Source organism: [Clostridium] aerotolerans DSM 5434, from assembly GCF_000687555.1.
In the GTDB taxonomy this organism is placed as follows: Bacteria; Bacillota; Clostridia; order Lachnospirales; family Lachnospiraceae; genus Lacrimispora; species Lacrimispora aerotolerans.
Window position 1 is genome coordinate 129107 of sequence record NZ_JHWJ01000010.1, and the last position, 15182, is coordinate 144288.

At 42.7% G+C, this 15182-nt stretch carries 10 protein-coding genes; 8 read left to right on the forward strand and 2 right to left on the reverse strand.

Annotated features, from left to right (window positions below):
- Positions 1–164 precede the first annotated feature (164 nt).
- The 4 genes from T546_RS0114375 to T546_RS26135 all read left to right on the forward strand — a co-directional run bounded on the left by T546_RS0114375 (position 165) and on the right by T546_RS26135 (position 5677).
- A complete protein-coding gene (locus tag T546_RS0114375; protein WP_026892212.1) occupies positions 165–2804 on the forward strand; it encodes a cation-translocating P-type ATPase in 2640 nt (879 codons plus the stop codon).
- Between the two features lie 154 nt (positions 2805–2958).
- Positions 2959–4335 carry a CitMHS family transporter gene (locus T546_RS0114380; protein ID WP_026892213.1) on the forward strand — a complete coding sequence of 459 codons (1377 nt, stop codon included), beginning with the start codon at positions 2959–2961 and terminating at the stop codon, positions 4333–4335.
- Between the two features lie 36 nt (positions 4336–4371).
- Positions 4372–5490 carry a sodium ion-translocating decarboxylase subunit beta gene (locus T546_RS0114385; protein WP_026892214.1) on the forward strand — a complete coding sequence of 373 codons (1119 nt, stop codon included), beginning with the start codon at positions 4372–4374 and terminating at the stop codon, positions 5488–5490.
- A gap of 55 nt (positions 5491–5545) precedes the next feature.
- Entirely contained in the window at positions 5546–5677 is a 132-nt protein-coding gene (locus T546_RS26135; protein ID WP_278246308.1) for an OadG-related small transporter subunit, read from the forward strand.
- Positions 5678–5772: 95 nt separating this feature from the next.
- On the opposite strand, the gene T546_RS0114395 is transcribed toward T546_RS26135, so the two are convergent.
- Both T546_RS0114395 and T546_RS0114400 read right to left on the reverse strand, forming a co-directional pair.
- A complete protein-coding gene (locus tag T546_RS0114395; protein ID WP_024835058.1) occupies positions 5773–7377 on the reverse strand; it encodes a response regulator in 1605 nt (534 codons plus the stop codon).
- Entirely contained in the window at positions 7370–9163 is a 1794-nt protein-coding gene (locus T546_RS0114400; protein ID WP_026892215.1) for a sensor histidine kinase, read from the reverse strand. The genes T546_RS0114395 and T546_RS0114400 overlap by 8 nt, the downstream gene beginning before the upstream one ends.
- A gap of 198 nt (positions 9164–9361) precedes the next feature.
- Between T546_RS0114400 and T546_RS0114405 the strand changes: the two genes are divergently transcribed.
- The 4 genes from T546_RS0114405 to T546_RS0114420 all read left to right on the forward strand — a co-directional run bounded on the left by T546_RS0114405 (position 9362) and on the right by T546_RS0114420 (position 15105).
- Positions 9362–10702 carry an ABC transporter substrate-binding protein gene (locus tag T546_RS0114405; RefSeq protein ID WP_034599428.1) on the forward strand — a complete coding sequence of 447 codons (1341 nt, stop codon included), beginning with the start codon at positions 9362–9364 and terminating at the stop codon, positions 10700–10702.
- Between the two features lie 105 nt (positions 10703–10807).
- Positions 10808–11689, forward strand: a complete 882-nt coding sequence (locus T546_RS0114410) for a carbohydrate ABC transporter permease (RefSeq protein ID WP_026892217.1) — start codon at positions 10808–10810, stop codon at positions 11687–11689.
- A complete protein-coding gene (locus T546_RS0114415) occupies positions 11686–12507 on the forward strand; it encodes a carbohydrate ABC transporter permease (RefSeq protein WP_026892218.1) in 822 nt (273 codons plus the stop codon). The genes T546_RS0114410 and T546_RS0114415 overlap by 4 nt, the downstream gene beginning before the upstream one ends.
- Positions 12508–12618: 111 nt before the next feature.
- Positions 12619–15105, forward strand: coding sequence for a right-handed parallel beta-helix repeat-containing protein (locus T546_RS0114420; protein WP_026892219.1), 2487 nt, complete (start codon positions 12619–12621; stop codon positions 15103–15105).
- Positions 15106–15182: the final 77 nt, after the last annotated feature.

Sequence of the window (15182 nt, forward strand, 5' to 3'; positions counted from 1 at the left end):
ACAAAAATTTTCTGGATTACTTGGTATTTATTGACAAAATCCAATGGTACAAGGTATAGTAAAAGAGGCTTATCCTACCGAAGCATTTTCTATGAAAAGAGAAGGCTTCGGGAAAGAAAGCCGGATTAGCATTAAATCAAAAATAGTTCTTATAGGAGAAAGAAATGCAGAAAGAATATTTAATGGAATCCGAAGATGTGCTAGGTAAACTAGAAACATCACACCAGGGTCTTTCAGACGCCCAGGTTGCGGAAAGACAGTCGAAGTACGGATTGAACAAGTTAACAGAAGGAAAGAAAGAGAGTCTCATTCATAAGTTCTTAAAAGAGCTTACTAATTTCATGACTATTATTCTGATTGCAGCAGCTTTCATTTCCGGAGCGACCTCCCTTTATGTGGGAGAAAGTATGATCGATACGATCATTATCTTACTGGTTGTGGTTATCAATGCGGTGCTTGGTGTATATCAGGAATCCAAAGCAGAATCAGCCATTGAATCATTGCAGGAAATGGCAGCGTCCACATCAAAGGTAATCCGTCACGACAGACTTCTTGTAGTAAAGTCCGAGGAACTGGTTCCTGGTGATATTATTCTATTAGAAGCAGGAGATTCCGTCCCGGCAGATGCGAGAATTTTAGAAAGCGCCAGCTTAAAGGTGGAAGAGGCTGCACTTACTGGTGAATCCTTATCCGTATCAAAGATTGAATCAGTGGTTGGAGACGGTTCCGGTGAAGTTGCCCTTGGCGATCGTAAGAACATGGTCTATACGGGTTCCACCGTGGTATACGGAAGAGGAAAGGCTGTTGTATGTTATACCGGTATGGAAACAGAAATCGGTCACATCGCACATGCTTTAAATTCAGCTAAAGATGAAGAAACACCTCTTCAGATCAAATTAAACCAGTTATCAAAAATTCTTTCTATTTTAGTACTTGTTATCTGCGGACTGATGTTTGCAGTTAATCTGACCAGAATCGGACTTTCCGGCAGTGGCATTCATTTACGGGAACTGATTGATACCTTTATGATTGCGGTTTCACTTGCTGTTGCTGCGATTCCAGAAGGACTGGCAGCCGTTGTTACCATTCTTTTGTCCATCGGTGTTACCAAGATGTCAAGAAAGCGGGCCATCATCAGAAGGCTGACCGCAGTAGAGACTCTTGGCTGTACTCAGATCATCTGTTCCGATAAGACAGGAACTCTTACTCAGAATAAGATGACGGTCGTACAGCATGCCGCAGATGATGAGAACATGCTTATGACTGCCATGGCGCTTTGCTCTGATGCAGAGTTAGATCCTGAAAGTAAGGATGCAGTGGGAGAGCCAACCGAGTGTGCTCTTGTCAACGATGGCTATAAACATGGGCTTGATAAAAGTGAGCTGAAGAATACGTTCGTTCGTATCGGCGAAGCTCCTTTCGATTCTATGAGAAAGATGATGTCCACCATCCATAAAAAAGAGGACAATACCATTATCCAGTTTACAAAGGGTGCGCCGGATGAAGTGTTAAAACGTTGTACCAAGGCATTTATCGGCGGAGTGGAAGTCGATATGACGGAGGAGATCCGAAACAGTATCCTAAAGGAAAACAAAGCCATGGCAGATAAGGCACTTCGTGTTCTTTGCGGTGCCATGAGAATCTGGGAGAGCCAGCCGTCTTCCACCGAACCTGAGATATTAGAACGCAACCTTGTTTACTTAGGACTTTCCGGAATGATCGATCCAGTACGTCCGGAGGTTAAGGAAGCCATCAAAGAATGTCAGGCAGCTGGTATCCGACCGATTATGATTACTGGTGACCACAGAGACACTGCGATTGCCATTGCAAAGGAACTTGGAATTCTGGATCATGAGAGAATGGCCATTACCGGTGCTGAATTATCAAAGATCTCTGACGAGGAACTGGAAAAGACCATTCAGAACTATTCTGTTTATGCGAGAGTTCAGCCGGAACATAAGGTTCGTATCGTTAAGACCTGGAAGAAGCTTTCCAAGGTTACAGCCATGACCGGTGACGGTGTCAATGATGCTCCTTCCATTAAGGAAGCTGATATAGGTGTGGGTATGGGTATCACTGGAACCGATGTAACGAAAGACGTTGCTGACATGGTGCTTGCTGATGATAACTTTGCTACTATCGTATCAGCGGTGGCAGAAGGAAGACGTATCTACGACAACATCAGAAAAGCCATTCAGTTCCTGTTATCTTCCAACTTAGCAGAGGTTATTGCTGTTTTTATTGCAAGCCTTTTAGGATTTACAATCTTAAAGCCTGTTCATTTACTTTGGATCAACTTAATTACAGACTGTTTCCCGGCCATTGGACTTGGTATGGAGGCAGAAGAGTCTGACATCATGAAGAGAGAGCCAAGAAATCCAAAAGATGGCATCTTCTCTGATGGAGTAGGTGGCGAGACCATATTCCAGGGTGTTGTAATCGCCCTTCTCACCTTACTGGCTTACTTTGTTGGTCACTATATGGAAAGCGGTGTATGGGAGGTTGCAGAAAGTAAGGACGGTATGACCATGGCATTCTTAGCCCTTTCCTTGCTTGAGATGTTCCACTCCTTTAATATGCGCTCCAGAACGGAATCCGTATTTAAGCTGAAAACAAGAAATGTTTTCTTAACAGGTTCTCTGTGCGTATCATTTGTACTGACCACAGCCGTAATTTATGTGCCATTTTTAAGAGAAGCATTTCATTTTGAATTCATTTCTTTAAAAGAATATATCGCCGCCATCATAATTGCTGTATCAATTATTCCAATTATGGAAATATTAAAGATAGTTAAGCGGAGATGACTTTTACGAAGAAGAATTTAGAATTATTACAAAAATCTAAAAATAATATAAAATCTTAAAAAATTTTAAGTAAGTTTTTATTACTCTTTAAGAAACTCCGTTTAATATTGTTACATGATACTTATGCATCTATATTAAAAGGGGGATCATTTATATGATTACTATCTTAGCATGGCTCATGATAATTGTTTTCTTGGCGTTAGTCATGACCAAAAAGCTGCACCCGTTTACGGCACTTATCAGTGTCCCACTGGTGTTCTCACTCATCGGTGTATTCACCGGAGTAATGAAGGAACCTATTGCCAAATATCTTGAAAAAGATGCTGCTGATGCTTTATCCATTGGAGATCAGATCGTAGCTCTTGGAAAGATGTCTCAGGACGGACTGGTAAAGAGTTCCAAAACCGCATTCATGCTGCTTTTCGCAATCCTGTTTTTCTCTATCATGCTGAATGCTGGTCTGTTTGATCCGATTGTAAACACTGTTATCCGCGTTGCTGGCGGTGACCCAGTTAAAGTTTTAATCGGAACTGCAATCGTAGCTGCAGCTGTTTCCTTAAATGGTGACGGTACAACTACAACACTTATTTGCTGTACAGCGTTTATCCCGATTTACAAAAAGCTCAACATTAAGATGCTTTATCTGGGCGTTTTGATTATCCTGATGAACACAATTATGAACTTACTCCCTTGGGGAGGCCCAACTGCACGTGCTATGGCAGTTATGGAAGTGGAAGGCGGCCCTGTACTTGCAGCTCTTGCTCCAGGTATGGTTGTATCCGTTATCTACATGCTGGGCGTTGCTTTCTACCTTGGTCTTAAGGAAAGAAAAAGAGTTGGTATTCAGAAGCTTTCCGCAAGTGAGCTTGCACAGACAACTCAGTCTGACCCAGAAGTAGAGGCTTTAAAGCGTCCTAAACTGATCTGGTTCAACGCTATCTTAACCATTGGTACTGTTGTTCTTTTAGTTATGGATAAACTTCCATCTTCTTTCCTTTTCTTAGTTGCTTTAGTCATTGGACTTATGGTAAACTATAGAAAGATTAAAGATCAGAAAAATCGTATTCAGGACAACGCAGGAGATGCATTACAGGTAGTTATCCTGGTAATTGGTGCAGGTATGTTCTCTGGTCTGTTCGGAAACACAGGTATGAGCGATGCATTAGCTCATAGTATGGTTAGTGCCCTTCCAACCTCTCTTGGAAGATGGTGGGGACTTGTAACAGCAATTGTTTCTGCACCTGGTACATTCTTCTTATCAAATGATGCTTACTACTATGGCATCTTACCAGTATTCGCAGAGGCAGGAGCAAAATATGGCTACTCTGCACTGAACATGACTGTAGCATCACTGTTAGGCCAGGCATTCCACTTATTAAGCCCACTGGTAGCATTTATCTACCTTCTGTTAAACATGACAGGGCTTGAGATGGGTGAATGGCAGAAAGAATCCGCAAAATGGGCACTCGGCATCTTCGTTATCATGGTTGCTGTAGCTGCTATTACAGGAGCATGTCCATTATTTATTTAAAGTTAATACAGGCAGAGATTTAGATTGGAGACAAAAATGAGCATATTATTAGAAGGGCTACTCTCGTTTACATGGCAGCAGGCCGTTATGATGTTAATTGGCTGCGCCCTGATGTATCTGGGTATCAAAAAAGAGTATGAGCCGACACTTTTAGTTCCTATGGGACTAGGCACGATTTTAGTTAATTTCCCGATGTCCGGTATTATTACACAACCAAGTACCGGAGTAGAAGGTGTTCTGAACGTGTTGTTTGATGCCGGAATTTCAACAGAATTGTTCCCGCTTCTTATTTTTATCGGAATTGGAGCAATGATTGATTTTGGACCGTTACTGCAGAACCCTTTTATGATGTTGTTTGGTGCTGCTGCACAGTTTGGTATCTTCGCAACCGTAGTTTTAATTGTAGCGGTTACAGGATTAACTCTTCCAGAGGCTGCTTCTATGGGTATTATTGCAGCGGCTGATGGCCCAACCAGTATCTTTGTAGCTGGTAAACTGGCTCCAAATTTATTAGGACCGATTACTGTGGCGGCGTATTCTTACATGGCTCTTGTGCCAATCATACAGCCACCTGTTATTACAGCGCTGACAACCAAAAAAGAGCGTATGATTCATATGAAATATGAACCAAAAGACGTTTCTAAGACAGCGAAAATTTTATTCCCATTACTTATTACATTTGTTGCTGGTTTTACAGCTCCTATGTCCCTTCCGCTGATCGGATTCCTTATGTTCGGAAACCTTCTTCGTGAGTGCGGCGTGCTGGACCGCTTAAGTGCATCTGCACAGAATGAATTAGTAAATATTATTAGTATTTTACTTGGACTTACAATTGCTACAAAGATGACAGCTGGCGAGTTCTTAAACGTTAAGACACTGTTAATCATTGCATTCGGTCTGTTAGGTTTCGTATTTGATACCGCAGGCGGTGTAATCTTTGCTAAGCTTTTAAACTTATTCCGCAAAGAGAAGATTAATCCAATGGTTGGAGCAGCCGGTATCTCCGCATTCCCTATGAGTAGCCGTGTAATTCAGAAGATGGCGACTAAGGAAGATCCTACTAACTTTATCCTGATGCATGCAGCCGGTGCTAACGTTTCCGGTCAGATCGCTTCAGTAGTAGCTGGTGGACTTCTGCTTTCCTTCTTCATGTAATCTAACGCAACTATTGATTAAAATGTAGTTTCCCTGATAGGGGATGGAGGTAATTATGTCAGATATTATGGTAAAAGCTTTAGAATTAATGGGCGTAGGCATGGGCGGTATCTTCGTTGTAATGATTCTGCTCTATGGAATTTCCCAGGTGCTTTTAAAATTAACTGCACCAAAAAAAGACAACTAATTTAGCTGACTGTCTATTTATTAGAATCCTAAAAATAAAATGTAGAAAAGACGACGGAAGAAATTCCGTCGTCTTTTCTTTGTGTAATGATTGGATTATCCGTATAGCTGAGTCCTTAAATAATTTTTCGGTGTGATACCCATTCGCTTTTTAAACACCTTAAAGAAGTATGCATAGTCCTGAAATCCACATTTCTCCGCAATCTTATGAAAGTCTCTTTCTCCAAGCTCCAGAAGATGTATAGCAGAAGCGATTCTTAAGGAGTTTAAATAATCGGTAAATCCCTGTCCTGTTTCGCTTTTAAAAATGGTGCTTAAGTATCCCATACTGATTCCAATCTCATCGGCAATGCTTTGAAGGGAGATGGGCTTTGCGTAATCCCGGTTGAGATATGCGATAGCAGATTTTACATAATTGGAATCGCCGGGCATTTGAAGCTGTATTTCTTTACACATATTAAAAAAGCAATGGAGGAACCATTCCCATAGCTGGGGCAGGGTACTTAATTGGGTAAATATCTGGTCCGGGGAGACTTTGTCCGTGATGATTCGATTTAAATCCAGTTGATTCTTTTTCGAGATTCTGGTGATAATGCTCAGCAGGTCTGCGCATTTCATCTGAACATTGGAACGAGGTTCCTTTTGTTCAATCATATCCTGAAATAATTTGTTGATGATTCCTTCTGCTTTTTCGTACTCTCCTTTTAATACCAGAGTTAAAAGTATCTTTTCTATGGAGTAATCAAGCCCGGATAAGCTGGCAGAGGCATTGGTAACAGGCTTAGAATGGAGGATGGACTGCTTCCCCGAGTAAAATGCCAGGCGCATGGTCTCTAAGGCTTTTGTATAGGCGTGTCCCACGTCAATAATATGGCTGGCACGCTCTCCCACACAAAAGCTTACAGAGATATTTAAGAAGTTTTTATAATTGGTGGAAAGCTGATGTAACAGGCTGCTGATGGTCTCTTCTGTTTTTGCCTGACTGGCTTCATGAGCAAAGGATAAAAGGATGCAATAGGTTTCCCGCTCAATATGGGCCAGGATCCCGGTAGGGTATTTGCTTAACAGTTCATTTCCTATATTGCAGATGGAAAAGCTTAATATATTCCGCTGGTTATAGTTATTTAGGTGTTCGATTCTTCCATAATCATCAACCGACAGGATAATGGGTATCACCTGAGTGAGGGAGAGAGAGATTCCCAGAGAACGGATATTAGCTTCTATCTCTTTTTTTGATAATAAGGCCCCTCCTAAAAGATCAATTACGAATTTCTCTCTGAGGGCAGAAATGGTACGGTCAGGAAATGCCTTTGATTTGTTATGGGTATTCAACCTTTTTTTTAGTTCGCTTAGCAGGGAGAGTAAGTAGCATTCGTTCAGCTTATGCTTTAAAACGTAATCCATAGCCCCATTTTTCAGTGCGCCCCGGACATAGGTATAATCGTCGTAATTGCTCAGGGCAACGAATAAAGTTTCCGGATACAATTCTTTTACTTTCTGGCAAAGCTCTAAGCCGTTCATATTTGGCATCCGCATATCGGAAAGAATAATATCAGGATGGGTCTGGGAGATCTTGTCCAGTGCGGACAGCCCGTCGGAAGCCTCCCCACAGACCATGAATTCCTGAGAAAAGTTCTGGAGCAGCAGTTTGATGTTGGTACGGACCAAAAGTTCGTCATCTACAATTAATATGTTATACATAATGTGCCACCTCGTTTTCTTGTATTATGGGAAGCTGTAATTCAAACCGGGTGAAGATTCCTGGCTGGCTGATAATTTCCATCTCAAAGCTGGATGAAAAGTACATGGAAAGGCGCTCTCTGATATTGTGAATGCCTATGTGTCCGGCATTCTCATTCTGGTTGTGATTTAATATTTCATGAATCCGTTCTTCCTCTATTCCCTGTCCATTGTCCTCCACAATGATTGTTAAGAAGCCGTCATCAACGAGATAATCCACCATGAGAATTCCATCGGAAACCTTGTCTTTTAAGCCGTGCTTTATAGCATTTTCCACCAGGGGCTGGACCAGCAGCTTTGGAATCATATAAGAACCTGCCTCCTCTGAGACTTGTATGCGGTATTGAAAGGTATTGGTATAGCGGTAATTTTGAATCTCCAGATAGGAGGTCAGAAAGTCACGGTCTTCCTCTACATGAATAAAAGATCTGCCGTCCATGTTGGTATGCATGAGAGAGGAGAGAGCTTCTGCCACTTTTGCGATGTTGTCTGCCCCCTGGAGAGCGGACAGAAATTTGATGGTATTTAAGGTGTTGTATAAAAAGTGAGGATTCATCTGGAATTGAAGTGCTGCGATTTCCGCACGGTGCTTTGATTCCTCTTCTTTTTTTACCTGTAAAAGGAGATGGCGGATTCGGTTCAGCATGGCTTTAAACTGGCTGGATAAAGCACCGATCTCATCCTGAGTATGTATTTCTATGGGAAAATCCAGGCAGTCACCGTCTATGTGTCTTACGGCATTGGCAAGAAGCCGTATTTTCCTCGTCAGCAGAGAGGTGATGAGAAAGATACATGCGATCATAAGGACCACAAGGAGGAGCGTGATGAGAATGATGTTGTGGAGCGTCTTTGTAAATGCTGATACGATTTCTCTTTCAGGAATTACATTTAAGGTTGTCCAATTGGTCAGCCTTGAGGTATGGTATACCACCAGCATTCGATCGCCTGTATCGCTGGTGATGAAAAAATGGCCTGAATTATCTTTGATTCCGTCAATAATCTCTGGAAGTGCCGGCTCATTTTGCTCTGTATTTAGTAGATTGAATGCTGGATGAAACAGTACATTTCCATCCACCTGATTGATTACATACAGCGAGGAGGCTGAGGTGGAGCTGGTATCAAAGCACTCTTCAAACAGACTGGCACTGATGTCCGCATTCACAAATCCAATCTTCTGATTGTTAAAGCCGTAAACCGGTTTTAATACGGAAAAGACCATATCATTTTTCGTATTGTACCATTTGTGAGGGAAATGGGGAGGTATGAAAATCAGTTCTTTATCACTGTCTTTAATAATGGAGATCCATTGATTCTCTTTCAAGGTCTCAAAGGAAGAGGGAAGGCCGTATGTAATGGTATTTCCGTTAAAATCGCTTAGCATAAGGCCGTTTAGATTATTCTTAAAGCTGCAAAGGCTGATTAAGTAATCAGAAGCAGTTCTCTGGTAATTTACAATGTCAGCATCGCTTAAGTCATCTCTTGATAATATGGTGATAATGTTGGTGGACAGAGAGTTGCTGGACCGGACGGAAGTAAGAGCAGCCACATTAATAATATCCTGCACCTGATTCTCAAATATGGTGTTTGAGACTTGAAGTAAATGTTCCGAATTATGTATGGCAGTGGAGGCTGCTTCTTTTTTTAATGCCTGGTACCAGACACCAAGTACCATTGCCGCAAACAGAAGAAAGATCAGTGTCATGGAAAAAATGAACTTATACCGGATGCTTTTAAAGTGGGTTTTCATTGCGCCTCCATTTTTGGTAATGTATTATAAAAGTATCATAAAATTTTAGGGGATATCTGTCAAGTTGTACATAAAAAAGTGTAAAAAAATCCTATAAAGTGGAAAAAAGTGCAATGCATTTCCCTGGAATAAAATGGTATGATTGGTTCAGGAAATAACCGGTTAATTCAAGTGAAAATAAAAGGAAGGGTATTCAATATGAAAAAAAGTAAAAAGTGGCTGGCAATGAGTCTGGCATTTTCCATGGTTGCCAGTCTTTCCGGATGCGGGGGAAACAGTGCAGCTTCGGGGGCTGGGAGTGCGGCAGCAAAGGGAAACCCGGAGGTTAAGACTTTAAGCGTTCTCATGTATACGGATTGGTATAAAGCAGGCTGGCAGGCATTGGAGCAGTACATCAACGAGAATTCCAGTGAGCTTGGCTTTAAGCTTGAGATATCAAAAATACAGGGAGGCTCCCAGGGAGATCAGGTCCTTCAGACGAAATTTGCCACCAATGACCTTCCTGACATCATTCAGGTCTATAAGCCCCAATGGGTGGAATCCTATGCCAATGGCCTTGATAAGCTGGTGGATTTAACGGGACTGGATTGTGTCTCTGAGTATGATAAAAAGGCACTGGATGGCACCTTTATGTATCAAGGGAAGCTATATGCGGTCCCCATTGATTCCGTGGTTCTATCCGGTGTGTTCTACAATAAAAAGGTGTTTGAAGCAGCAGGTGCTGCGATACCAGGAACCTGGGATGAGCTTTTGGCAGTTTGTGAGAAATTAAAGGCGAAAGGAGTGACTCCGGTCTATTACTCCGGTAAGGACGCTTGGAGCGTTCAGCCACCTACCATCAGCGGTCTGTTAAATGATGCAGCTGAAAAAGGAACGGATACCTTCGGTCTTATGGATCAGATCAATACAAACAAACTGAAATACGCAGATTGTACCAATTTTGTAGGCTCCATTGAGAGGACAAAGGATCTCATTGATCTTGGCTATGTGAATGAAACCTACTTATCGGATACCGTGGACAATGCCCATCAGGCCCTGGCAAATGGAGAGTGTGCCATGTATATCAACGGCACCTGGTGTGCGGATAACATCAATAAAAAGTTTCCGGATAAGATAGATGACATCGGAGCCTTTGCCATTCCAACTCCAGGCGGTGACAATTACATCAATATGTTCACCCCCTATTCCCTGGCACTGACTACCAATTGTAAGGATGCAGAGCTTGGGAAAAAGGCACTTAACTTCATAGCTTCCCAAAAGGCACAGCAGATTTATGCCGATGCCCAGCCAGGGGTATATTTAAATAAAAATGTTACCAGCGATATTCCTAAGGCAACGGAAGATTTAAAGAAGCTTATGGACAGCGGAAAATCCATGACAGACTGGGAAGAGATCAACAAGTATTCTTACGGAAACTTAAGTGAGCCATTGTTAAACTATTACACCGGGATGTTAAAGGATGCGAAAGAAGTGGCGCAGGCACTGGACACAGAAACAGAACGCAATGCAAAAGCGCAGGGCGATTCTAACTGGAAATAGTTTAAAGATGCGGTAGAAAGAGATACCAGATATTCGTATTAGTAAACCCATACTTTTACCGTATCTGGTATTTCTGTTTTCTCCGTAACAGGTAAGGAGCAGATCATGCATTCAAATACACGTAAAAGATATTCATACATCTTGGCAATTCCCGGGCTTTTCCTTTATATCCTGTTTTTTATTCTCCCTGCTGTGGGAGGGCTGGCCCTTTCTTTTGTCAAGATTCTAGGCTTTAATTTATCCTCCGCCCGGTTCGGTGGTCTGCAAAACTATGCAGACGTGTTCATTCAGCCAAATATGAGGCGAGCCATTGTTAATTCATTTATATTTGCCTTGATTACCACCATGTTTAAAATGGGAATCGGTCTTTCTCTTGCCGTGCCCTTAAACAGGAAGATGGCACTGACCAACGCATTACGGACCATATTCTTCTTGCCGGCAGTCATTAATACCGTTGCAGTTGGACTTATTTTTTCTTCACTCATGCACCCATCAAACGGATTGGTCAATAGTTTATTACAGGCAATGGGACTTGGAATTCTTGCGAAGTCATGGCTTGTGGACACTCATCTGGCAATCTTTTCTGTCTGTGCCATTGAAATCTGGAAATGGTCCGGCTTTACCATGGTAATTCTCCTATCAGGGATGCAGACCATTGGCAGAGAGTATTATGAAGCGGCAGAGATTGATGGAGCTGGTGGATTTACGAAGTTTAAGTACATAACCTTTCCCCTTCTTTTGCCTGCATTTAACAATGCGCTGATCTTAAGCATCATTGGAGGGCTTAAGGTATTTGACTTAATCCAGGCCACTACCCAGGGCGGCCCTGGCTCTGCGACAGAAGTCTTTGGGACTTTAATCTATAAATCCTTTGGTGCAGGAAGGCTTGGAGAAGGGTGTGCCGCAAGTATCATACTGGCAGTGGTCATTGCAGCAATCGCCATACCGGCATATCAATACATTGCCAACAGGGAGGTAGAGATGTGAGAAAACGAAAAATACGTGAGGCAATCTTAAACCTGGTACTTTGCCTTTGTGCTCTGATCATATTGGTTCCGGTATTTATGGTTATCATCAATTCCTTTAAGAATGGGACAGAGGCGGCAAGAATGAATTTAGCCCTTCCCACCACCTGGCACATCGCGGAGAACTATATAGAGATGGTACGGGAGGGAGGAATCTTTCGAGGGCTTGTAAACAGTACCGTAATTACTGTTATCTGTGTCTTCTTTTTGATTGTGTTGTGCTCCACCATGGCTTTTGTATTGGAACGAAGAAAAACATGTTTCTCAAAAGTGATCAATATGACCGTTATTTTTGGACTTGTGCTGCCTCTTCAGATCATACCTACCTACTTTGTCTGCAACTTCCTTGATCTGACCCATGAGATAGCAGCTGTTTTCGTACTGATTGTTGCCAATATGTCCTTTACGGTCTTTTTATATACTGGTTTTATTAAAAGCATTCCCATTGAAATTGACGAATCCGCCTGGATGGATGGAGCCAGCCATACCCAGTTGTTTTTTCAGATTATTTTCCCGCTGCTTCAGCCGGTAACAATAACGGCTGTTATTATTAACTTTATGGCGGTATGGAATGATTTTGGAATCTCCATTTATTTTTTGAACAGCGCCAGGAATTACACCCTTCCTTTGACCGTATATAATTTCTTTGGAAACCATAATTCAGATTGGCAGCTGGTATTTGCAAATGTGGTATTATCCACCCTTCCTGTAGCGGTCGTGTATCTGATGTTGCAACGGCATATTATATCCGGTATGACATCGGGTGCCGTAAAAGGCTAGAAGCTCTGGAGTGAGTCGTATAGAAGAGAGGAGGGAGGCCATGGGGAGAGGCTGAGTTACAATAAGAGGAAACCTTATGTTACGTAACGAATGGAAAGGCTGGAGGGGCAAATGAAAAAAGCATTGATATTTTTATCAGCAGTATGTATGAGTATTACCCTGACTGGAAGCCACGTGTATGCAGAGGAACCACAGAGTGCAGCATGGCAGGGGTCTGGTGCTACCGTCTATTATGTAGACGATGTAAATGGAAATGATAAGGCAAGCGGTACGACAGAACAAGCGGCATGGAAAACCCTGGATAAGGTAAATGCTACTACCTTTTTACCGGGCAATAAAATTTGCTTTAAAGCAGGTGGAAAATGGACGGGTATGCTTCACCCTCTAGGTTCGGGAAGCAGCGGAGCGCCTATTATTCTGGATCAGTACGGAGTGGGAGATAAGCCTCTGATTGAAGGAAATGGAGCGGAAGCAGCAATTAAGCTGGACTCACAGGAATACTGGACCATACGAAATTTTGAAGTGACCAATCGGGCAGCGCAGAGAGGTATTCGTCAGGGAATTTTTATTAATGGAAAAACTGATGGAATTACTCATGGGATTACCATAGAAGACTGTGAGGTCCACGATGTAACTGGAGAGAACCGAAGATCCCTGGATACCTATAAGAGCATGTACTGGAATTCCGGCATCTATGTCAGTATGCCCGGCAGGTCCAACCCCTCAGTTCATTATGATGGGGTGTTAATAAAAGGGAATTACGTTCATGACGTGCTGACCAGCGGAATCCGTATTAACCAGAGAGAAGATTTTATTGTGGACCAGTATCATACGAACGTGGTCATCGAGGGGAATACCATCAGCAGAACCGGCTCGGATGGAATGATCGTGGCCAATTGTGTATCCCCCTTGATTCAATATAATCTATGCTACGATGCAGGGGCTCTTGGTAATTCTTCGGATACTAAAATTATTGCAGGCCTGTGGACTTGTGGGACAGACGATGCTCTATTTCAGTATAACGAGGTGGCAAGGACTGTTTTGTTTGAAAGTGATGGAACTGCTTTTGATACGGATTGGGGAACCGGAGGTGTCACAACCTTTCAGTATAATTACACCCATGGAAATCAGGGCGGATTCTGGCTTGATTGTGCAGGAATCAATAAAGACCCCAATCATATTAAGACAGTGCTTCGTTATAATGTGAGCGTGGATGATGAACGGTATATCATTCGGGCAGGAGATATGCCGACCGAACTTTATAACAATACCTTTTACAAATCCCAGGGAAAGCTTGACGCCTGTTTTGGCAATGCGGGAAAAAATCACAAATTTTATAATAATATATTCTATTTTGAATCTTCACCCGACTGGGCTTCCTCGGTGTATGAGAATAACCTGTATTACCCATGTGATGCCAATCCGGCTGATATGTACGCAGTTTCAGCCAATCCTCAATTGGTAAGCCCTGGCCCGGCGCAGGATGGGATGGCATTTGCAGACCATTTTAAAATCCAGTCCACCTCCCCGGCCATTGGAAAAGGAGTCTATATCCCGGATAACGGAGGAAAGGATTTCTGGGGAAATGAACTGAATAAGGGCTCTTATGATATTGGGGCGCACCAGAATATGGGAGCCGGACTTAATGATGAAGATACGTACGTATTTGCCAGGGACTTTTCCATGACTCAGGGAAATCGGGGCTGGTATTACATGGAGGCGGCAAACGGCTCTTATCAAAATATGACATGGGACGATTCTCAGAAGAAATGGAAAGGCAGCGGAGCCTTTAATCTCATCTGGGCACCTGGAAGCATGCATCCTGACGGAAATGATACGGTCCTTGCCTGGAAAGCGCCCAAAGCCGGTACGGTTCAGGTCGTAGGCAATCCGAAAAAAGCCAATCTTGGAAATGACGGAGTAAACGTAAAAATCTTAAAAGGCTCCACACAGGTCTGGCCAGGAAGCGGCTGGCAGTTTATTGGTGGTTCGGATTCCACAGGGGTTTCCCATAATGTCACCATACAAGTAAAGAAGGACGAGATGATTTACTTTGTCCTCAATAAGAACGGGAACAATTACAATGACGGAACTTCCTGGAATCCTCTTATCACTTATAATGTGGTGGAAAAATACAGTCTGACTTCTGATTTTTCCAGTGTACAGGGAAGCCGGGGCTGGTATTATCTGGAGACAGCCAGCACCGGTTATCAGCAAATGACATGGGATAGCAGTGTCAATCGGTGGAAAGGTAAAAAACAGTACAGCTTAATCTGGGCACCGGCGCAGCTTCATCCGGATACTTCGGATACCGTAGTTGCATGGAAGGCATCTCATTCCGGTAGTGTCACCATAAAAGGAAATCCAAAGAAGGTAAGTCAGGGCTATGATGGAGTCAAGGTTAAAATCTTAAAGAACACTCAAAATCTATGGCCGGAGAATGGTTGGCAATCCATTGGAGGTTCTGATACCACAGGCATGGCCCATCAGCTAACCACCAATGTGTCTTCGGGAGACTGGATCTATTTCATTGTAAACCAGAATGGCTCCAATGCAGGAGATGAAATAAACTGGAATCCTGTTATCACTTTTCAGTAGCAGGTTATGTAAAGGGAGGCTGCCATGAAGAAGAATTTCTATATATTTGGGACCGCATTTCTATTATGCATTAACTT